This window comes from Aeromonas sp. s2 (genome assembly GCF_040907935.1).
GTDB classification, from domain to species: Bacteria; Pseudomonadota; Gammaproteobacteria; order Enterobacterales; family Aeromonadaceae; genus Aeromonas; species Aeromonas dhakensis.
The window spans coordinates 380,203-400,217 of record NZ_JBFOCR010000014.1 but is presented as its reverse complement, the minus strand read 5'-3'; the positions used below and the strand labels follow the sequence as shown (position 1 = coordinate 400,217).

General features: G+C 62.1%; 16 protein-coding genes and 1 tRNA gene. 6 read left to right on the top strand and 11 right to left on the bottom strand.

What is annotated here, in order from left to right; translation table 11 throughout:
• Nucleotides 1-5: 5 nt before the first annotated feature.
• The 4 genes from pstB to tadA all read right to left on the bottom strand — a co-directional run bounded on the left by pstB (nucleotide 6) and on the right by tadA (nucleotide 5,599).
• Nucleotides 6-824: a phosphate ABC transporter ATP-binding protein PstB gene (gene pstB, locus AB5Y81_RS12600; protein ID WP_005302736.1), complete on the bottom strand. Its 819-nt coding sequence runs from the start codon at nucleotides 822-824 to the stop codon at nucleotides 6-8.
• Between the two features lie 109 nt (nucleotides 825-933).
• The gene (gene pstA / locus AB5Y81_RS12595; RefSeq protein ID WP_017782339.1) at nucleotides 934-2,583 is read right to left on the bottom strand and encodes a phosphate ABC transporter permease PstA; all 1,650 of its coding nucleotides are present in this window, start codon (nucleotides 2,581-2,583) and stop codon (nucleotides 934-936) included.
• 32 nt (nucleotides 2,584-2,615) lie between these two features.
• On the bottom strand, nucleotides 2,616-4,853 hold the full coding sequence (locus AB5Y81_RS12590) for an ABC transporter permease subunit (protein WP_279484124.1): 2,238 nt from the start codon (nucleotides 4,851-4,853) through the stop codon (nucleotides 2,616-2,618).
• 206 nt (nucleotides 4,854-5,059) lie between these two features.
• On the bottom strand, nucleotides 5,060-5,599 hold the full coding sequence (gene tadA / locus AB5Y81_RS12585) for a tRNA adenosine(34) deaminase TadA (RefSeq protein ID WP_279484123.1): 540 nt from the start codon (nucleotides 5,597-5,599) through the stop codon (nucleotides 5,060-5,062).
• A gap of 269 nt (nucleotides 5,600-5,868) precedes the next feature.
• Between tadA and AB5Y81_RS12580 the strand changes: the two genes are divergently transcribed.
• The 4 genes from AB5Y81_RS12580 (at nucleotide 5,869) to aceA (ending at nucleotide 10,076) form a co-directional block, all read left to right on the top strand.
• Nucleotides 5,869-5,945: transfer RNA gene (locus AB5Y81_RS12580), tRNA-Pro, on the top strand.
• A gap of 274 nt (nucleotides 5,946-6,219) precedes the next feature.
• Nucleotides 6,220-6,366 carry a hypothetical protein gene (locus AB5Y81_RS12575; protein WP_279484122.1) on the top strand — a complete coding sequence of 49 codons (147 nt, stop codon included), beginning with the start codon at nucleotides 6,220-6,222 and terminating at the stop codon, nucleotides 6,364-6,366.
• Between the two features lie 715 nt (nucleotides 6,367-7,081).
• Nucleotides 7,082-8,689, top strand: coding sequence for a malate synthase A (gene aceB, locus AB5Y81_RS12570; protein WP_005302741.1), 1,608 nt, complete (start codon nucleotides 7,082-7,084; stop codon nucleotides 8,687-8,689).
• A 73-nt stretch (nucleotides 8,690-8,762) separates the two neighbouring features.
• Entirely contained in the window at nucleotides 8,763-10,076 is a 1,314-nt protein-coding gene (aceA, locus tag AB5Y81_RS12565; RefSeq protein WP_005302742.1) for an isocitrate lyase, read from the top strand.
• A 112-nt stretch (nucleotides 10,077-10,188) separates the two neighbouring features.
• Here the strand turns inward: aceA and hda are convergent, their stop codons facing one another.
• The 3 genes from hda to upp form a co-directional block, all read right to left on the bottom strand.
• Nucleotides 10,189-10,890, bottom strand: coding sequence for a DnaA inactivator Hda (gene hda / locus AB5Y81_RS12560; protein WP_010633474.1), 702 nt, complete (start codon nucleotides 10,888-10,890; stop codon nucleotides 10,189-10,191).
• 215 nt (nucleotides 10,891-11,105) lie between these two features.
• A complete protein-coding gene (locus tag AB5Y81_RS12555) occupies nucleotides 11,106-12,125 on the bottom strand; it encodes a DUF2066 domain-containing protein (RefSeq protein WP_279484121.1) in 1,020 nt (339 codons plus the stop codon).
• 144 nt (nucleotides 12,126-12,269) lie between these two features.
• Entirely contained in the window at nucleotides 12,270-12,896 is a 627-nt protein-coding gene (gene upp / locus AB5Y81_RS12550; protein ID WP_005302745.1) for a uracil phosphoribosyltransferase, read from the bottom strand.
• Between the two features lie 176 nt (nucleotides 12,897-13,072).
• Here upp and purM point away from each other — a divergent pair, with 176 nt between their 5' ends.
• Together purM and purN are read left to right on the top strand one after the other, a co-directional pair.
• On the top strand, nucleotides 13,073-14,110 hold the full coding sequence (purM, locus tag AB5Y81_RS12545) for a phosphoribosylformylglycinamidine cyclo-ligase (protein WP_005302746.1): 1,038 nt from the start codon (nucleotides 13,073-13,075) through the stop codon (nucleotides 14,108-14,110).
• Entirely contained in the window at nucleotides 14,107-14,745 is a 639-nt protein-coding gene (gene purN / locus AB5Y81_RS12540) for a phosphoribosylglycinamide formyltransferase (RefSeq protein WP_279484120.1), read from the top strand. Before purM ends, purN begins: the two co-directional genes overlap by 4 nt.
• Before the next feature lie 118 nt (nucleotides 14,746-14,863).
• On the opposite strand, the gene AB5Y81_RS12535 is transcribed toward purN, so the two are convergent.
• From AB5Y81_RS12535 to AB5Y81_RS12520, 4 genes are all read right to left on the bottom strand, one after another.
• On the bottom strand, nucleotides 14,864-15,625 hold the full coding sequence (locus AB5Y81_RS12535; protein WP_017786251.1) for a Nif3-like dinuclear metal center hexameric protein: 762 nt from the start codon (nucleotides 15,623-15,625) through the stop codon (nucleotides 14,864-14,866).
• A gap of 147 nt (nucleotides 15,626-15,772) precedes the next feature.
• Nucleotides 15,773-17,116: a sigma-54 dependent transcriptional regulator gene (locus AB5Y81_RS12530; RefSeq protein ID WP_017778559.1), complete on the bottom strand. Its 1,344-nt coding sequence runs from the start codon at nucleotides 17,114-17,116 to the stop codon at nucleotides 15,773-15,775.
• Between the two features lie 76 nt (nucleotides 17,117-17,192).
• Nucleotides 17,193-18,227 (bottom strand): sensor histidine kinase, encoded by a 1,035-nt coding sequence (locus tag AB5Y81_RS12525; protein WP_017765618.1) that lies wholly within the window; start codon nucleotides 18,225-18,227, stop codon nucleotides 17,193-17,195.
• Nucleotides 18,228-18,333: 106 nt separating this feature from the next.
• On the bottom strand, nucleotides 18,334-19,755 hold the full coding sequence (locus AB5Y81_RS12520; protein ID WP_005302751.1) for a sigma-54 dependent transcriptional regulator: 1,422 nt from the start codon (nucleotides 19,753-19,755) through the stop codon (nucleotides 18,334-18,336).
• Nucleotides 19,756-20,015: the final 260 nt, after the last annotated feature.

The following is a 20,015-nucleotide window of genomic DNA, read 5'->3' as shown; positions in this document are numbered from 1 at the left end:
ATCCCTTAGCCGTAACGACCGGTGATGTAGTCTTCGGTCTTCTTCTTGGCCGGGGTGGTGAAGATGGTGTTGGTGTCCGAGTACTCGATGAGCTCACCCATGTACATGAAGGCGGTCTGATCCGAGACCCGCGCCGCCTGCTGCATGTTGTGGGTCACGATCACCACGGTGAACTGGCTCTTGAGCTCGTTGATCAGCTCCTCGATGGTGAGGGTGGAGATGGGGTCGAGCGCCGAGGTGGGTTCATCGAGCAGCAACACTTCCGGCTCGATGGCGATGGCGCGGGCAATCACCAGACGCTGCTGCTGACCACCGGAGAGGCCGAAGGCGTTGTCGTGCAGGCGATCCTTCACCTCGTCCCACAGGGCCGCGCCGCGCAGGGAGCGCTCGGCCGCCTCGTCCAGAGTGCGTCTGTCGTTGATGCCCTGCAGGCGCAGGCCATAGACCACGTTCTCGTAGATGGACTTGGGGAAGGGGTTCGGGCGCTGGAACACCATGCCCACCTGACGGCGCAGGGCGGAGACATCGACGCTCTTGTCATAGATGTTGTGGCCGTGCAGCTGGATCTCGCCCTCGATGCGACAGATCTCCACCAGGTCGTTCATCCGGTTGATGCAGCGCAGCAGGGTGGACTTGCCGCAGCCGGAGGGGCCGATAAAGGCGGTGACCTGGCCCTTGGGGATCTTCATGTTGACGTTGAACAGCGCCTGTTTGTTGCCGTAGTACAGGTTGAGATCCTTCACCTCCAGCGCGGTCTGCTCCGGGCTCAGGTTGAGCAGGTCGGTCGCGGTATGCTGGGTCGCTGCGGTCGTTACGTTGATCATCTGTTACCTCAAAATCTGTCGGTGGCGGCGGGCACTCTCATTGCCCGCGGCCGGAACGCTTGGCTGGCAGGGAACCCTGTTCCCTGCCCGTCTCTGTGGTGCTGGTCTATCAATGTTCCAGCGACCGGAATTTTTCACGCAAGTGGTTACGGATACCGATGGCCGTCAGGTTGAGGCCGACGATCACCGTCACCAGCAGGAAGGAGGTGGCGTAGACCAAGGGACGCGCCGCCTCGACGTTGGGGCTCTGGAAGCCGACGTCATAGATGTGGAAGCCCAGGTGCATGAACTTGCGCTCCACGTGCAGATACGGGAAGTTGCCGTCCATCGGCAGGGTCGGCGCCAGTTTCACCACCCCCACCAGCATCAGCGGCGCCACTTCACCGGCCGCGCGGGCGATGGCCAGAATGAGGCCGGTCATGATGGCCGGGCTTGCCATGGGCAGCACGATGCGCCACAGGGTCTCGGCCTGGGTGGCCCCCAGCGCGAGAGACCCCTGGCGGATGGTGCTCGGGATCCGGGCCAGCCCCTCTTCGGTGGAGACGATCACCACCGGCAGGGTCAGGATGGCCAGGGTCAGCGCAGACCAGATGACGCCAGGGGAGCCGAAGGTCGGGCTCGGCAGCGCTTCCGGATAGAACAGCTGGTCCAGCGAACCACCGAGGGTGTAGACGAAGAAGCCCAGACCGAACACGCCGTACACGATGGAGGGCACGCCCGCCAGGTTAATCACTGCGATGCGGATGATCTTGGTCAGGCTGTTCTTGCCCGCGTACTCGTGCAGGTAGACCGCAGCGATGACCCCCAGCGGAGTCACGATGATCGCCATCAGGAACACCATGAAGACGGTGCCGAAGATGGCCGGGAACACCCCGCCCTCGGTGTTGGCCTCGCGCGGATCGTCGGAGACGAACTTGCCGATCTGGTGGAACCAGTAACCCACCTTGGCCGGCAGGCTCATGTCGTTGGGCCACACCACGTCCAGCACCTTGGACATGGGCATGGTCACCAGTTCGCCGCGCATGTCCTTGACCGTGATGCTGTCTCTGTCCGCCTGGGCACGCAGGGAGAAGAGCTCCTTCTCCAGCACCTGATAACGATCGTTGAGGGCCTGACGCTCGCTCGCCAGCTCGGCTTTAAGCTGATCGGTCAACTTGTCGTCCAGCTCGGCCTTGCGCTCTTTCAGGCGCAGCCGCTCCAGCTGATAGTTGATGCTGCCGATGTCCCCTTTTTGCAGATCGTCAGCCTGCTCGGAGAGGCCGTTGGCCCGCGCCAGCACCCGCTGCAGGGCGGGATGCAGATCCGAGGTGAGCTCGCGGCCATCCTCTTTCACCGCGACGATATAGCCGTAGAAGTTGCCGTTGGTAGCGCGTTCCACCATGGCCAGCTCCGCCGGCAGGCTCTGGGACTTGATGTCGGTCTCCAGCACCCAGCGGAAGTCCAGGTCGACGAACTCGCGGTTGCCGGTCTTGACCAGATAGCGGGTCAGCAGCTCGCGCTCCTCCCCTGCCAGCGGCAGGCCGGCGGCCCGCAGCCGCTCGACCGGCACCAGCTCGCGGTCGTTGATTTCGCCGATCAGCACGCTCTTGTTGCCCTGGGCGTCTTCCAGTTGCCACTCATAGATGGGGTGGGGCCAGAAGTAGACCAGACCACGCCAGCCTATCAGCAGCAGCAGACCCAGTACCGCTACCAGACTCAGGCTGACGGCGCCGCCGGTCATCCAGATCCAGGGGGCCCCCGATTTAAACCACTTACCCATTGTCGATTCCTCGATCCTTACAGAGCAGCCCATCACAGGGAGCTGTATTTTTCACGCAACCGCTGACGGATGAACTCGGCCAGGGTATTGAACAAGAAGGTGAACACGAACAGCACGAAGGCGGCGAGGAACAGTACCCGATAGTGAGAGCTGCCCACTTCCGATTCCGGCATCTCCACCGCGATGTTGGCGGCCAGGGTGCGCAGCCCCTGGAACATGGAGAAGTCCATGATGGGGGTATTGCCGGTGGCCATCAGCACTATCATGGTCTCGCCCACGGCGCGGCCAAGGCCCATCATCACCGCCGAGAAGATGCCCGGGCTGGCGGTGAGGATCACCACCCGGCTCAAGGTCTGCCACGGGGTGGCACCGAGGGCCAGGGAGCCCTGGGTGAGGTGCTTGGGCACCGAGAAGACGGCGTCTTCGGCGATGGAGAAGATGGTGGGAATGACCGCAAAGCCCATGGCGATGCCGACCACCAGGGAGTTGCGCTGGTCAAACTTGATGCCCATGTCGTGGGTCAGCCAGATGCGCGAGTCACCGTGCATGAAGGCGTTCTCGATGAGCGGGCTCACCGCGAAGGCGCCCCAGCCAATCAGCAGCAGTACCGGGATCAGCAGGATGGCGTGCCACCCTTCCGGCAACCAGGCCTTGCCGCGCTCCGGCAGGTAGTTCCACACCAAGGCGGTCAGCAGCATCCCCATCGGCAGCAGGATCAGCAGCAGCACCACGCCGGGCAGCGCCCCCTCGATGATGGGAGCGAGCCACAGACCGGCCAGGAAGCCGAGGATAACGGTCGGCAGGGCCGCCATGATCTCCACCGTCGGCTTGACGTATTTGCGCAGCCCCGCCGACATGAAGTAGGCGGTGTAGATGGCGCCGGCGACTCCGAGCGGCACCGCAAACACCATGGCATAGAAGGAGGCCTTGAGGGTGCCGAACACCAGCGGGACCAGGCTCAGCTTGGCTTCGAAGTCGTTGCTGGCGGAGGTGGACTGCCAGACGTACTGGGGCTCGGGGTAGCCTTCATACCACACCTGTTGCCAGAGCGCCGACCAGGTTACCTCGGGGTGCTCGTTCTCTACCGCAAACAGCTTGAAGGCATCCCCCTGCTGCATCAGCAGCACGTTGTGACGGGGGGAGATGGCCAGCGCAGCCAGCGGACCGCCCTCCACCTTCTCGCTCAGCAGCTTGGTTTCGCCGGTGGCGTGGAAGAAGCTGATGGTGCCGCTCTTGTCGGCACTGATGAAACCCTTGCGAAAATGTTCCGGGGTCAGCTGCGCCACGGCGCCATCGCCCTTGAAGTCGCGGATCTGGGTGAACTGGCGCTTGCCATCCCGGGCCACTTCGAACCACTGGGAGATGACGCCATTGTCGTTGCCCACCAGCAGGGAGGAGGCGCCGGAGAGCAGCTCGACCCGGGTCACGTTGGCGTTGGGGGCGTTGATCTCCAGCACGTTGCGCAGGGAGATATCGTTCAGGTTGTGAATGTCGTAGACCGAGAGGCGATTGCCCTCGCGCACGAACAGGATGCGCAGGTTGGGGGTCAGCAACATCTGATCCACGTGGCGCGGCAGGGAGGGGATGGTGTAGTTCTGGGCGCTCCACTCGACTTCGCCGGAGAGGAAGTTCTCCTCGCCGCTCATCACCATCATGACGCCGCGACCATCGGCGGTCACGGCCGCGGTGGCCATCTTGTCCTTGGTGGCTTCAAATACCATCAGCGACAGCGCCTTGCCCGCAGGGTCCACCACGACCGGCTCTTCGCCGAAGGGGTACTGCAGACTGGGTTCGATGACCCGCACGTCGTTGGGATAGGAGACCTTGAAAGCGGGCTGCACCACCTGGGCCTTGCCGTCGGCAAAACCGTAGGCCATCAGCTTCTGGCCCGGCGACGGCGGCGCGACGGCGGTGATGTCACCCTTTACCTGTGCCTGACCGAGCGACTGGCCCACCTTGACCTTGCCATCATTCTGGACGGCAAAGAAGTTGACCTGGCCCTGGTCGCTGAAGCGATAGCCGATCTCGTTCTGCTCCTCCACCCCGAGCCAGGCGGTCTTGCCCTGAATGGGCAGGGTAAACGATGCGGTCGGCTCCATGGAGGCGCCATTGAAGATGGGTTTCACCACATAGAGCAGATAGAAGAAAATAAGCAACAGGGCGACCAGTACCAGGGCTCCGCCCGTGGTCACCCCGTACTTGGCCAACTTATCCTTGATACGGCGCTTTCTGCTCCCCGCCATAACCAGGTGCAACGATTCCGATGACATGCAAAACCTCAATGTGAGCTAGGCTTGGCGGCATTATATGGCGGTTGCATGACAGTTTTGTTACATGAAGAACCCGTGAACGGGGCTTATTTGCAGGCAAGAAAGCGGCATCAAAGATGCCATGAAGAAGATGGCAAGCGACTGTTTTATAAAGTTAAAAATGCAGCGCAAGCGCCGCTGGAGCGCGCCGCTTGCGCCGATGCGCCTCAATCGTTGGCGGCCGGGGTTTGTTGCAGTGCCAATCTGGCGGCCTTTTTCTCGGCGCGGCGACGCCTGAAGAAATCCGACAGCTGGGCCGAGCAGGCCTCTGCCAGCACGCCGCCGGTCAGCTCGACCCTGTGATTGTGACGCGGGTCCTGCAGGATCTCGAACACTGAGCCGGCCGCCCCGGTCTTCAAGTCCCGCGCGCCATAGACCACCCGCTTGACCCGGCTGTGGATCAGGGCACCGGCACACATGCAGCAGGGCTCCAGGGTCACATAGAGGGTGGTGTCGAGCAGACGGTAGTTTTGCAGCCGTTCGCCGGCTGCCCGAAGCGCCATCACCTCGGCATGGGCGCAGGCGTCGTGTTCGCTGATGGAGCGGTTCCAGCCCTCTGCGACGATCTCCTCCCCCAGCACCAGCACGGCGCCCACCGGGATCTCGCCGATCCCCTCGGCCCTGGTGGCCAGCGCCATGGCATGGCGCATCCAGCGTTCATCCTGCTCGTGCTGGCTCGCCTGTGCTGCAACGTCCGATGGTTTCACGCCCTGCTCCTCTCTGACTGGTTGATGACGACAGATCATGCTGTCGGCGAAAGACGGTATCACGGCCCCGTGCCGCCGCTCTCTGTGGCATAGGTCCCGCCATCCATGCCCGCGGCGGGGCGGCGATTATGCCAAATCCCGCTGACGCCCCCAAGTTCCATCTGTGGTGAGCAATAAAGAAGCAGTCAGCATCTCTATGATAAAAAAGGAGTTGCGTCCAAAGGTGCGGAACATTAGACTTCCTCCCCGTCAGCACAGACTGACCTTGTCGGCGTGTAGCGCAGCCAGGTAGCGCACTGTCATGGGGTGTCAGGGGTCGGAGGTTCAAATCCTCTCACGCCGACCATCATTCCCCGAAAATAGCCCAGTCCAGCGACTGGGCTATTTTTTTGCCCGTCATCCCGATCTTCACCCGCCGCTCGCCGTTAGCCTCTCGTGTCACGCCCTCTCCTTCAAAGAGTCACCAGTCAGTTGCGGTACGGATTTTATTCAGAACCGCTTGAAACCTTTCTAGAGTATCGCTAGGATACGCGACTTTTCCGCCGGCAATTCGTACAGGGAGGTGGAAACCCGGGTGATGGAGTCACCAACCGGCTTGCAATCCAGTGAGGCAAGCACCCATGACGCAAGCAGTTGAAACACAACCCGAACACTCTCCCCTGCCCCAGCCGGCCACCGAAACCGGTGCCAACCAGTATGTGGTCGAGCATGGCCCCGTCGTACGGCTCGACATCGTCGATCTGGCGGCGCCGGACGATGACTACTGAACCGTCAGCCCTGGCGTCAACCCTTCCTGTCACGGGAGAGCAGGGTCGCGACACTCGGGATCATCTCCCCTTGATACCTCCTTTGAGGGCCAGGATGGCCCGCTGATACAAATAACAACAATATCCTGCGTAATGAAATAGCGGCAGTCATATCTGCTACCAGCGTTTCTCCCCTCACCTGCACACGCCATCCCTGAGGTGATACAAACCTACGTTATTGCCCATCACTTTCTCACTCTGCTGCCACTGGACCCCATTTGGTCCCATTGAGCGACTTAAGTTTTAAACAACCGTTCTCCAGCCAATGCCAGAAGGCACCAAGCGCTTGCTGGGTTGCTCAAACACATTTCATACGGACGTTTTTTGAAAGCTTGGAGTGAGGTCGGGATTTGTTTTTGCATTTGTAATTTTATTACGTAATAAGTTACATCCCATCGACTGTTCTCCCCCCGATATGGGGCCATCGCGAAGGGATGGAAAGCAAGAGCATAACCATCTGCATAGAGTTTTTGCGTTAATCAAACAAACCCTTTTAAAACATACAGTTAATATCATGACCAAAACAGGCGTTTTAAAAAAGCTGTTGACGAATAGAGCAATATTTCGCACCTTATGAATCGTGTTATCCCGTTGTTACGGGAAGATTGAAAAAACAGGGATCGACTTTAGTCGTAGTTAATTAGTTCAAAATGTAATTCTCAAAGGAGTGAACACTATGTCGGCACCGGCCCAGACCCACTGTAGCGCCCGTCTGCGCATCCAGGGCGAAATGCATCCCGATTACGCGCAAATTCTGACGCCGGACGCGGTGGCCCTGGTATCCGAACTGGTGGAACGCTTTGCTCCCCAACGGGACGAATTGTTGAAACAACGTGTGGCACGCCAGGCACGTATCGATGGCGGCGAGCTGCCGGACTTCCTGCCTGAGACTGCCCACATCCGCGCCGGCGACTGGACGGTACGCGGTATTCCTGCCGACCTGCAGGATCGCCGTGTGGAGATCACAGGCCCGGTCGAGCGCAAGATGGTGATCAACGCCCTCAACGCCAACGTCAAGGTGTTCATGGCGGACTTCGAAGATTCGCTGGCCCCCGCCTGGAACAAGGTGATCGAGGGGCAAATCAACCTGCGCGATGCGGTCAATGGCACCATTGCCTACCAGAGCCCGGAGGGGAAATCCTATACCCTCAATGCCGATCCGGCCGTGCTCATCTGCCGGGTGCGCGGTCTGCACCTGCCGGAAAAACACGTCACCTTTGATGGTGCCCCCATTCCCGGCGGCCTGTTCGACTTCGCCCTCTATTTCCTGCACAACCACAAGGCGCTGCTGGCCAAGGGATCCGGCCCCTACTTCTACGTACCCAAGTTGCAGAGCCATCTGGAAGGGCGCTGGTGGAGCGAGGTATTCGCCTGGACCGAAGACAAGTTCGGCCTGCCCCGCGGCACCATCAAGGCCACCGTGCTGATCGAAACCCTGCCGGCGGTATTCGAGATGGACGAGCTGCTCTATCAGATGAAGGATCACATCGTAGCCCTCAACTGCGGCCGCTGGGACTACATCTTCAGCTACATCAAGACGCTCAAGAATCACCCTGATCGCGTCCTGCCGGACCGCCAGGTGGTGACCATGGACAAACCGTTCCTCTCCGCTTACTCACGTCTGCTGATCAAGACCTGTCACAAGCGCGGCGCGCTGGCGATGGGGGGCATGGCCGCCTTCATTCCGGCCAAGGATGCCGCCGTCAACGAACAGGTCTTCGCCAAGGTACATGCCGACAAACAGCGTGAAGCCGACAACGGCCACGACGGTACCTGGGTGGCCCACCCGGGCCTGGCCGACACCGCCATGGCCGTGTTCAACGCCACCATCCCGGCCGGCGCCAAGAACCAGATCGGCGTGCTGCGCGAGCAGGATGCCCCCATCACAGCCGCCGACCTGCTGGCACCCTGCGAGGGCGAGCGCACCGAGGCAGGCATGCGCACCAACATCCGGGTTGCCCTGCAATACCTGGAGGCCTGGATCAATGGCAACGGCTGCGTGCCCATCTACGGTCTGATGGAAGATGCGGCCACCGCCGAGATCTCCCGCACCTCCATCTGGCAATGGATCCGCCACGGCAAGAGCCTCTCCAACGGCCAGGTGGTGACCAAGGATCTGTTCCGCCAGATGCTGGCCGAGGAGCAGGAGGTGGTCAAACGCGAGGTGGGCGAAGCCCGCTGGCAGTCGGGTCGCTTCGCCGAGGCGAGCGCCCTGATGGAAGAGATCACCTGCGCCGATACCCTGATCGATTTTCTGACGCTGCCCGGTTACGAGCGGCTCTGAATCACGGGCTCCGGAAGGGGCTCGCCAATAACAAGTCAATGGAAACGTGAAATCAATGAAAGAGGGAACTGATATGGCACTGACCCGTGAGCAACAGATCCAGGCTATCGAGAAAGACTGGGCACAGAACCCCCGCTGGAAAGGGATCAAACGCGGCTACAGCGCCGAGGACGTGGTCAACCTGCGCGGCAGCCTGCAGCCGCAGCACACCCTGGCCCAGCGCGGCGCCGACAAGCTGTGGGAGCTGATCCACGGCGGCGCCAAGAAGGGCTACGTCAACTGTCTCGGCGCCCTGACCGGCGGCCAGGCGGTGCAACAGGCCAAGGCGGGGATCGAGGCGATTTACCTCTCCGGCTGGCAGGTAGCAGCAGACAACAACCTCTCCTCCACCATGTATCCGGATCAGTCCCTCTATCCGGCCAACTCGGTACCGTCGGTGGTGGAGCGCATCAACAACTCCTTCGCCCGTGCCGACCAGATCCAGTGGGCCAACAAGGTCGGGCCGCAGGACGAGGGCTTCATCGACTACTTCCTGCCCATAGTCGCGGATGCGGAAGCCGGCTTCGGCGGCGTGCTGAACGCCTTCGAGCTGATGAAGGGGATGATTGAAGCGGGCGCCGCCGGCGTCCACTTCGAAGATCAGCTCGCCTCCGTCAAGAAGTGCGGCCATATGGGCGGCAAGGTGCTGGTTCCGACCCAGGAAGCGGTGCAGAAGCTCGTCGCGGCTCGTCTGGCGGCCGACGTGTGCGGCACCAGCACCTTGGTGATCGCCCGTACCGACGCCAACGCGGCAGACCTGCTGACCACGGATGCGGATCCTTACGATGCGGACTTCCTGACCGGTGAGCGCACCGCCGAAGGTTTCTACAAGGTGCGTGCCGGCATCGATCAGGCCATCGCCCGCGGTCTGGCCTACGCCCCCTACGCCGACATGGTGTGGTGCGAAACCGCCAAGCCGGATCTGGACGAGGCGCGCAAGTTTGCCGAAGCGATCAAGGCCCAGTTCCCGGATCGCATCCTGGCCTACAACTGCTCGCCGAGCTTCAACTGGAAGAAGAACCTGGACGATGCCACCATCGCCCGCTTCCAGCAGGAGCTGTCCGACATGGGCTACAAGTACCAGTTCATCACCTTGGCGGGCATCCACAACATGTGGTTCCACATGTACGAGCTGGCCTACCAGTACGCCCGTGGCGAAGGGATGAAGCACTACGTCGAGATGGTGCAGCAGCCCGAGTTCGCCGCTGCCGAGCGGGGCTACACCTTCGTGGCACACCAGCAAGAGGTGGGCACCGGTTACTTCGACAAGGTGACCACCGTCATTCAGGGCGGCCAATCCTCGGTGACCGCTTTAACGGGTTCCACCGAAGAAGATCAGTTCCACTGATAGGCAGAACTCTTTGAGAGAGTCCTTGAGATAGCAAAACCCCGGCCACTGGCCGGGGTTTCTTTTTATTCATTGCTTAGGCGTCGCTCACGCTCAAACACACCCGAAGGGCTCAGAGCTCGAGGATCTCTTTAACAAAGGGGATAGTCAGCTTGCGCTTGGCACGAAAAGAGGCGTTGTCGAGCTGATTGAGAGTGGTGAGCAAGGTGCGCATGTCGCGCGAGAGGCGGTTGAGCAGGAAGCGGCCCACATCGATGGGCAGTTTGAAGCCCCGCAGCTCGGCACGCAGCTGCAGGGCACTGAGCTTGCCCTCATCGTCCAGCTCGTCGAGGTGGAAGCTCACCCCCCAATCGAGGCGGGAGGCGAGATCCGGCAGCTGCAGCCCCAGTTTGCGCGGCGCGCTGCAACCGGTCACCACCAGGGTCCCCTCGCCCTTCTCCTTCCAGCGGTTGTAGAAGTCGAACAAAGCGCGCTCCCACAGGGCATTGCCGGCGATGGCTTCCAGGCTGTCGAGGCAGACCAGCGGCAGGCTTTCTAGGGCATCCAGCATGCTGGGGTCGAGCTGTTCGAACTGATCGAGGGAGAGATAGGCGGCGGCAGCGTCGCGAGCATTGACCTCGGCGCAGGTGGCGTGCAGCAGATGGGAGCGGCCCGATCCCTTGGCCCCCCAGAAATAGAGGAAAGGCGAACCCTGACCAATGGCCGCATTCTTGAGGGCGGTGATCAGATGAGCATTGTTGCCGGGATAAAAACTGACGAAGGTTTCATCATCCGGTAGTTGTACGGCTAAAGACAGTTGGGCCGGTTGCTTCACTCGTTGGGCTTTGACTGTGACATTTGCGGGCAAGTGTATCATCGCGAAGGCGGATAGAGAACCGCCCGGACGATGCCGGGCGGTGTGGATCCTCATAAAGGATCGAGGCTGCGACCATTGCTAACGGGAACGGCTACTCCTTGGCCGGCATGCTCAAGCCCGGGCAGGAGAGCGCCCATGCCTCACGGCCGAACGGTCAGGATACTCGACCAGGATCAGGGCTGCGACCATTGATAGCTCAGCCCCTCTGGGGTATCCGCCAGCTGGCGCAACCGGCTCTCCAGCTGCAGCCCGCGGATGAGCTCGGCCTTGTCCCCCTGCAGGCTCAGGTTGAAGGTCACCTTGTCCCCCTCCAGCTTGCCAATCTCCACCTTGGTGACGCTGGCCATCCCCTGCAGCATTTTCTGCACCGTGATCATGCCGTCGATACCGGACAACCCCTCCACCACCAGTGTCTGGCTGGAGGCAACACCGGAGATGCGCGCCCCGTAGTTCTGCACCAGCCAGCCTGCCAGGGCATCGGCGAACGTCTGCGCCACCTCGGCCTGGGTGCCGGCGCCCTCGCCCTTGGTCAGTTCGCTCAGCTCACCACCGGCCTTGGGCCCGTAGAGACCCCAGTCGATGCTCCACTTGTCACCTTCAGGGGTGAGCTTGCCCAGCACCACCATCTCGGCACCGTAACGCTGGCTCGCCTTGAGGATGGGATCGGCGAAGCGACCCCAGACGTCGGTGGCATTGACCGCCATGTTGTCGTCCAGGTCCATCAGCGGAATGCTGACCGGCAGCCCCATCGCCTGGACCTGGGTACGCAGGGCGGCGGCCCAGCCGTCGCTGGACTGATCCGGCAGAATGCGGCGCTCCCCTTCATTGATCACCAGCCAGATGGCCACTTGCGGCCGGGCCGGGCCCAGCAGGGCGAACTTGCTCTCGGCCACCAGGGCATTGACCTTGGTCACGTCGAAATCGGCCTTGAGAAACTTCACCGGCCCCACGTCCTGATAACCGTAGTGCTGCACGAACGCACCGGGGGCCGCCAGTGCCTTGACCACCGCCGGCTGGGTCAGGATGTCGCGCTTGCCGGTCACCTTGATCAGCACCTCGCCCAGAGCCTGGGACTGGGCTGCCGCCATGTCGCCGCTGGTGGGGGCCTTGCCCTGATAGAGATCGGTCACCTGAGCAGCCGACACCATGAATGACAAGCCGCAGCAGAGGGCGGTCACAACACGTTTGAGCATGAGAAAAGTCTCGAAATGGGAGATGGTGCTTATGGTAGCGGCAAGGCGCGCATGGCAGCAAGCCAGGGGCGGGAGAAACAGCGGAGCCGGCGATGTGCCGGCTCCGTTTGCGCGCCTGCAGGCACGCGATGAGGCGATCGAGGCTTACTTGGTGCCGAAGATCTTGTCTCCGGCGTCGCCCAGACCCGGGACAATGTAGCCCTTCTCGTTCAGGCCCTGGTCGATGGAGGCGCAGAACAGCTCCACGTCCGGGTGAGCGGCTTCCAGCGCCTTGATGCCTTCCGGCGCGGCAACCAGCACCAGCACCTTGATGGACTGGCAGCCCTTCTTCTTGAGCAGGTCGATGGTGGCGATCATGGAGCCGCCGGTGGCCAGCATGGGGTCGATGACCAGCGCCAGACGTTCTTCGATGTTGCTGACAATCTTCTCGAAGTAGGGAACCGGCTGCAGGGTCTCTTCGTCGCGGTAGATACCGACCACGCTGACGCGTGCGCTCGGCATGTGCTCCAGCACGCCGTCCATCATGCCCAGACCGGCACGCAGGATGGGCACCACGGTGACCTTCTTGCCTTTGATCTGGTCAACTTCCACTGGCCCGTTCCAGCCATCGATGGTAACCTTCTCGGTTTCGAAGTCAGAGGTCGCTTCGTAGGTCAACAAACTGCCCACTTCCTTGGCCAGTTCACGGAAACGCTTGGTGCTGATATCGCCTTCACGCATCAGACCGATCTTGTGCTTGACCAGGGGGTGTTTGACTTCAACGACTTTCATTATTATCTCCTCTAACTGCCGCAAAAAAAATCGCGGAATCATACAACAAAAGCCGCCGCTTGTAGAGCATTTCCGCGCAAAAACGCGCAAACGATTTCCTTTCTGGTTTTTCACCGCCACTGTTAGAATACGCCCCGAATTTTACCCTCCACTTCTTTATATGACGGGGAATACGCGTGACTGACAAAACCTCACTGAGCTACAAGGATGCTGGCGTGGATATCGATGCCGGCAATGCACTGGTTGAACGTATCAAGGGCGTGTCAAAGCGCACTCGTCGTCCTGAAGTCCTTGGTGGTCTTGGCGGCTTTGGGGCCTTGTGTCAAATCCCTGCGGGCTACAAGGAGCCGGTGCTGGTCTCCGGCACCGACGGGGTGGGCACCAAGCTGCGCCTCGCCATCGATCTGAAAAAACACGATACCGTGGGCATCGATCTGGTGGCCATGTGCGTCAATGACCTCATCGTGCAGGGCGCCGAGCCCCTCTTCTTCCTCGACTACTATGCCACCGGCAAGCTGGATGTGGACACCGCCGCCGCCGTGGTCACCGGCATCGGTGCCGGCTGCGAGCAGTCCGGCTGCGCCCTGGTGGGCGGCGAAACCGCCGAGATGCCGGGCATGTATGAAGGGGAAGACTACGACATCGCCGGTTTCTGCGTCGGTGTGGTGGAGAAGAGCGAGATCATCGACGGCAGCAAGGTCGGCGACGGGGATGCCTTGATCGCCCTGGCCGCCAGCGGCCCCCACTCCAACGGCTTCTCCCTCATTCGCAAGATCCTGGAAGTCTCCAAGGCCGACGTGCAGCAGCCGCTGGGTGATACCACCCTGGCCAATGCCTTGCTGGAGCCAACCCGTATCTACGTGAAACCCGTGCTCAAGCTCATCAAGGAGTGCGAGATCCACGCCCTCTCCCACATCACCGGCGGCGGTTTCTGGGAGAACATCCCGCGCGTGCTACCTGCCAACACCCAGGCGGTGATCGACGAGCAGAGCTGGCAGTGGCCGGCGGTGTTCAGCTGGCTGCAAGAGGCTGGCAACGTCACCCGTCACGAGATGTACCGCACCTTCAACTGCGGCGTCGGCATGATCATCGCCCTGCCGGCGGATCAGCTTGAAAAAGCGCTGACCCTGCTCAAGGCGGAAGGCGAGAACGCCTGGCATATCGGCCACATCGCCAAGGCGGCCGATGGCGAGGAGCAGGTCATCATCCAATGATGCGGATCCTGGTCCTTATCTCCGGCAACGGCAGCAACCTGCAGACCATTCTCGACAGTTGCGCCGACGGCAAGATTGCCGGTCAGGTGGTCGGCGTCATCAGCAACAAGGCCGATGCCTACGGGCTGGTGCGCGCCAAAGAGGCGGGGGTGGCCACCGCCATCCTGGCCCAGCAGCAGTTTGCCAGTCGGGAGGAGTATGACGCCGCCCTGCTGGCGCTGATGAACGACTATCAGCCCGACCTGGTGGTGCTGGCCGGCTTTATGCGGATCCTGAGTGCCGACCTGGTGCGGCACTTTGCCGGTCGGATGGTCAACATCCACCCCTCCCTGCTGCCCAAGTACCAGGGGCTGCACACCCACCAGCGCGCCATCGATGCCGGTGACGACGAACACGGCGCCAGCGTCCACTTCGTCACCGAAGAGCTCGACGGCGGCCCGGTGATCCTGCAGGCGCGCGTTCCCATCTTCGAAGGGGACACGGCCGAGGAGGTGGCGGCCCGGGTGCAGGTGCAGGAGCACAGCATCTACCCACTGGTGGTGCAGTGGTTCTGTGAAGGCAGGCTGCAGATGCTGGAGGGGGCCGCTCTGCTCGGCGGCGCTCTGCTCGGCCCCGCGGGTTATGCCAGCGAGTAACGGTTAACTGCCACATGCAAAATAGAACAAGGGAGGCTTAAGCCTCCCTTGTCATTTCTATCTACCAGCGCACTTGCTGCAGTCAGGTCCGATTACCCCGCTACGCGGCTAATCGAACCTAGACCGGATTGTCGATATCGATAAAGGTGACATCCAGCCCATGCACCGTCGCCAGCCACTCCCCCAGCGCCTTGACGCCGTAACGCTCGGTGGCGTGGTGGCCAGCGGCGTAGAAGTGCATGCCCATCTCGCGGGCGGTGTGGATGGTCTGCTCGGAGGCTTCACCGGAGATGAAGGCATCGATGCCCTGCTCCGCCGCCAGATTGATGTAGCTCTGGCCGCCGCCGGTGCACCAGGCCACCGAGCGGATAAGCTCGGGGCCGCTGTCGCCACAATGGAGCGGCTCACGGCCGAGCCGCTCGGCAATGAGCTTGGCAAAGTCAGACCCGCTCATGGGCTCTTCCAGCTTGCCCACCATGGCGACGCTCTTGCTGTTCCAGGGCTCGAGGCCGCGGCGCACCTTGATGCCCAGCAACTGGGCCAGCTGGGCGTTGTTGCCCACCTCGGGGTGCACGTCCAGCGGCAGGTGATAGGCAAACAGGTTGATGTCGTGGGTCAGCAGGGTCTTGATGCGGCGCTGTTTCATGCCGGTGATCTGGGCCGGCTCGCCGCTCCAGAAGTAGCCGTGATGGACCAGGATGGCGTCAGCATCGGCGGCCACGGCCGCATCGATCAAGGCCTGGCTGGCGGTGACGCCGGTCACCACCTTGCGAATGCGCTCACGCCCCTCCACCTGCAGGCCATTGGGGCAGTAATCCTTGATGGCGTGCGGTTCGAGCAGATGGTTGAGTACGCTTTCCAGTTTTCGATGAGAGATCATAGGGGTCCCTTATAAAGGCGCCGACCCCTGTGCTGCGATACAGACAGGAATCGGGCTCATAACGCCGAGGCCCCATGATAATCGAGGCGGGCCGGCAAGACCATGATGCCTCCCGCACTGCGGCCCATGGTCGGGCCCGGAATGGCCTCAGGCTGGCAGGTCGATCCCCGCCTCGCGCATCTGGGCCAGCTTGTAGCGCAGGGTGCGTGGGCTGATGCCGAGCCGGTCGGCCACCGCCTTGCGGCTGCCGTTGCAATCCTGCAGGGTGTCGAGAATGATCTGATGCTCCTGCTGCTTGAGCTCGCTGCCCAGGTGTTCGCTGCCGCTGCTGCGCTCGTTGCCGACCAGGCGGATCTCCTCTTCCTCCACCTCTTCCAGAATGAGGTGCTCGCAGCCGATGAGGCCGTCGGGACTCAGAATGAGGGCGCGCTGCACCACGTTGTCGAGCTCGCGCACGTTGCCGGGCCAGGGGTGAGCCAGCAGCCGCTCGCGAGCGGGTTCTGTGAGCTGCGGCGTCGGCAGTCCCTGCTGACCGGCATGCAGCGCCAGCAGGTGCTCCGCCAGCGGCAGTATGTCGCCCGGGCGCTCCCACAGCGCCGTCCAGCGCAGCGGGAAGACATTGAGGCGGTAGTAGAGATCCTCGCGAAACAGGCCATCCTGCACCGCTTTTTTCAGATCCCGGTTGCTGGTGGCGATGACCCGCACATCGAGCGGGATCAGCTTGCGACTGCCGAGCCGCTCCACCTCTTTCTCCTGCAGCACCCGCAGCAGTTTGGCCTGCAGCCCCAGATCCATCTCGGTGATCTCGTCGAGCAGCAGGGTCCCCCCCTGCGCCTGTTCGAACTTACCGGGGCAGCCCTGCACCGCACCGGTAAAGGCCCCCTTCTCGTAGCCGAACAGGGTTGCCTCCAGCATGTTTTCCGGAATGGCGGCGCAGTTGATGGCGACGAAGGTCTGTTCGGCGCGGCTGGAGTTGTCGTGGATGTAGCGGGCCAGCACCTCCTTGCCGGTCCCGCTCGGACCGGTCACCATCACGGTGGCCTCGCTTCTGGCCACCCGGGTCGCCAGCTGGAACAGCTCGGCAGTCTTGGGATCGCCGTAGACCACGGCCCGTTTCTCCACCTTCTGGGCCGGCACATAGCGGCTGACCTGATTGAGCAGCACCTCGGGGGAGAAGGGCTTGGCCAGGTAATCGATGGCCCCTTCGCGCATGGCCCGCACCGCGCCGTCAATATTGGCGTAGGCGGTCATCAACAGCACCGGCACCTGGGGATATTGCTGACGAATGTTGGCCAGCAGGGTCAGGCCGTCCATTCCCCCCATCTGGATATCCGAGATCACCATGTCGAAATTCTGGCGCGACAGGGCCAGCAGGGCCCGCTCACCGCTGTCCACCTCGCGGCACTCATAGCCACCGAGCAACAGGGTATCCATCAGCGCTTCGCGCAGGCCATTGTCATCTTCCACTACCAGGATCCGGGCCTGAGTCATGCTACACCTCCCACCACAGCCAGCCTGGCCGCATTGATATTGATCCCTGCCGGATGGCGCTGACGCTCAACATGGTTCATGCGACACCTCCGAGCGGCACCGCCTGCTGATGCAGAGGGAACGACAGGGTAAAACAGGTGCCCTCGCCAGGGACCGAGGCCACGCTGACCTCCCCCTGATGGGCACGGACGACGGATTGCACCACCGCCAGCCCAAGGCCGGTGCCCTGGGATCGGGTGGTAAAGAAGGGTTCGAAAATCTGGCTCAGCAGGTGGGCGGGCATCCCCTTGCCGTTGTCGAGGATGCGCAGCTCCACCCGGGCGCCGCTGCGCACTGCGCTCACCAGCAAGGAGGTTGCCCCCGCCTGCTGGGCGTTGGCGATGAGGTTGTTGACGGCTCCCGCCAGCGCGCTGTTGTTGGCCAGCAGGCAGAGATCAGGCTCCGGCGCCTCCATGTGCAGCTCGCAGCCCTGCTGGGCGCAGAAGACTTCGGCCCCCGCCTGCACTTCGGCCAGCAGTCCCTGTACCGAGGTGGGGGTCACCACCTGGTTGTCACCGTTGCGGGCAAACAGCAGGATGTCGTTGATCTGCTTCTCGAGATCCTGCAGGCGTGCCATCAGCTTTTGCTGGAACTGGCTGCGGGATTCGGGCTTGAGGGTGCGGTTGGCCAGGTTGGCGGCATAGAGCATGGCGGCGGAGAGCGGCGTGCGGATCTGGTGGGCCAGCGAGGCAGCCATGTTGCCAAGGGCCGACAGCCGCTTCATGTGGTTGATGCGATCTTGCAGCTGGCGGGTTTCGGTCAGATCGTTGATGAACACCAGCTGGCCCGGCTGATCCGGCAGCGGCTGGGTCGACAGCTGCACCCGGCGCCCATCGCGCAGGGAGATCTCGTGGCCGTCATCCTCGCGGGGCTGAAAGCAGCGGTCGATGATCTGGCGCCAGGCCTGCCCTTCCAGCGGCTCCCCCAGCAGCGCCTTGGCGGCCGGATTGGCGCGGGTGATCCGGCCCTCGCCGTCGAGCAGCAAGACACCGGTGGGCAGCGCCGTGAAGATGGCGTAAAGCTGGCTCACCTCGTGAGACTGGAGCGGGGTTTCTTGCGGCTGGGCTGTCATAAAGCTGACCTCAAACTGGCGACTTAGTCAGCTTATTCAATTTCCATGCCACTAAAAATTATATATAAAATCAAAGCCTTGAAGCTTGGCGTCAAGGCTTTGACCCTTATGCTTCCTTGCTCATCCCGTATTTTTTCATCTTCTCCACCAAGGTGGTACGACGCATGCCGAGCAGGTCGGCGGCGCGGGCCACCACCCCGTCCTGGGACTCCAGCGCCTGGCGGATCAGCTCCACTTCCAGGTCAGCCAGCATCTCCTTGAGGTTGACCCCCTCCTCCGGCAGCTGCATGGCACGGGCGTGGCTGGCGGGCAGATCCAGCTCGGGCGGATCCTGGAACACCGCGGCCAGCGCATCGCGCTCGTCCATCTCGGTCAGCCGCTCGTCCCGCGGCTCGCAGGGCAGCAGCCGATAGCGGCTCGGCAAGTCGGCCACATCGACGATCTGCTGCGGGTAGAGGATGAGCAGCCGCTCCAGCAGGTTGGAGAGCTCGCGCACGTTGCCCGGCCAGGGGTATTGCATCAGGGACTCCATGGCGCGCTGGGTCAGGCGGATCATCCCCTGATGCAGCTCGGCGTGGCGATTGAGCAGCTCCTGCAGCAGCAGCGGGATGTCGTCGGCCCGATCCCGCAGCGGCGGGGTCTCGATGGGGAAGACGTTGAGGCGATAGTAGAGATCTTCACGGAAGACCTGGGTGCGGATCATCGCCTCCAGATCCCGGTGGGTGGCCGCGATGATGCGCACGTCCGCCTGAATGGGCTTGCCACCGCCGACCCGATCAAACATCCGCTCCTGCAGCACCCGCAGCAGCTTGACCTGCATCGGCAACGGCATGTCGCCGATCTCGTCGAGAAACAGGGTGCCCCCCTGGGCCAGTTCGAAGCGACCGCGCCGGGCGGCGATGGCTCCGGTGAAGGCCCCCTTCTCGTGACCGAACAGCTCGCTCTCGAGCAGCTCGGCCGGGATGGCGCCGCAGTTGATGGGCACGAAGGGGCCCGCGCTTCGGGCCGAGAGTTCATGGATGGCGCGCGCCACCACTTCCTTGCCGGTACCCGATTCGCCGAGGATCAGCACGTTGGCATCGGTCTCGGCCACCTGGCTGATGAGCCGGCGCACCTCCTGGATCCCCTTGCCCTTGCCCACCAGCAGGCGTAGCAGCGCCTGCCCCTTGTCGTGGGTCTGCTGACGGGGGTGGAGGGAGACGAAGGCCTGGCAAAAGTGCAGATGGCGGGTCAGGGATTCATAGGTAAAGGGGGACTCAGCCACCCCGATGAAGTTGCTGTTGGGGAAGTCGGCTTCCACCAGCGACAGGAAAGGCACCCGGGGAAAACCGGTCAGCAGCTCGCCCAGCGGCCGGCCATTGAGGGCACCGGTCAGTACCCCCTGCAGCGGGCCGGATGACTCGATGGCAACCTCCAGATCACCCTCGGCAACCTCCTGCCAGGGGATCCCCATGAACGAGAGAACTGTCCCCAACTGTTGGCGCCGCTGCGCATCGGCGTCAACAATCAACACTCCCATTGCCATCATATCCATCCCTCTATTCTCGACGTAACTTATTGTTTTATTGTGCTTATGTGGTCAAGCCACGCACTTTATGCAGGATGCACAAAGTGCCAAAATTCCGACGCATTGTCAAAATTTGTCGCATTTCACCTAAGTTTATCGACCCAACGGCGCCACAAGATAAATTTTGTCGACTCTTTTTTTGGATAACGCGGGCAGGCCGCAGGCAAACAAGAGGATGAGAGGAACAGGTGCGGGAGGCCTGCTTGCGGCCCGTAGCGGGC

Bases quoted from the DNA above. Each gene is read 5' to 3' on its own strand.
- AB5Y81_RS12525 (WP_017765618.1), bottom strand. From the start codon at position 18,227: ATGACAGCCCAGCCGCAAGAAACCCCGCTCCAGTCTCACGAGGTGAGC.
- aceA (WP_005302742.1), top strand. From the start codon at position 8,763: ATGGCACTGACCCGTGAGCAACAGATCCAGGCTATCGAGAAAGACTGG.
- aceB (WP_005302741.1), top strand. From the start codon at position 7,082: ATGTCGGCACCGGCCCAGACCCACTGTAGCGCCCGTCTGCGCATCCAG.
- purN (WP_279484120.1), top strand. From the start codon at position 14,107: ATGATGCGGATCCTGGTCCTTATCTCCGGCAACGGCAGCAACCTGCAG.
- pstB (WP_005302736.1), bottom strand. From the start codon at position 824: ATGATCAACGTAACGACCGCAGCGACCCAGCATACCGCGACCGACCTG.
- upp (WP_005302745.1), bottom strand. From the start codon at position 12,896: ATGAAAGTCGTTGAAGTCAAACACCCCCTGGTCAAGCACAAGATCGGT.
- AB5Y81_RS12535 (WP_017786251.1), bottom strand. From the start codon at position 15,625: ATGATCTCTCATCGAAAACTGGAAAGCGTACTCAACCATCTGCTCGAA.
- AB5Y81_RS12575 (WP_279484122.1), top strand. From the start codon at position 6,220: ATGACGCAAGCAGTTGAAACACAACCCGAACACTCTCCCCTGCCCCAG.
- AB5Y81_RS12530 (WP_017778559.1), bottom strand. From the start codon at position 17,116: ATGACTCAGGCCCGGATCCTGGTAGTGGAAGATGACAATGGCCTGCGC.
- AB5Y81_RS12520 (WP_005302751.1), bottom strand. From the start codon at position 19,755: ATGATGGCAATGGGAGTGTTGATTGTTGACGCCGATGCGCAGCGGCGC.
- AB5Y81_RS12555 (WP_279484121.1), bottom strand. From the start codon at position 12,125: ATGCTCAAACGTGTTGTGACCGCCCTCTGCTGCGGCTTGTCATTCATG.
- AB5Y81_RS12590 (WP_279484124.1), bottom strand. From the start codon at position 4,853: ATGTCATCGGAATCGTTGCACCTGGTTATGGCGGGGAGCAGAAAGCGC.
- pstA (WP_017782339.1), bottom strand. From the start codon at position 2,583: ATGGGTAAGTGGTTTAAATCGGGGGCCCCCTGGATCTGGATGACCGGC.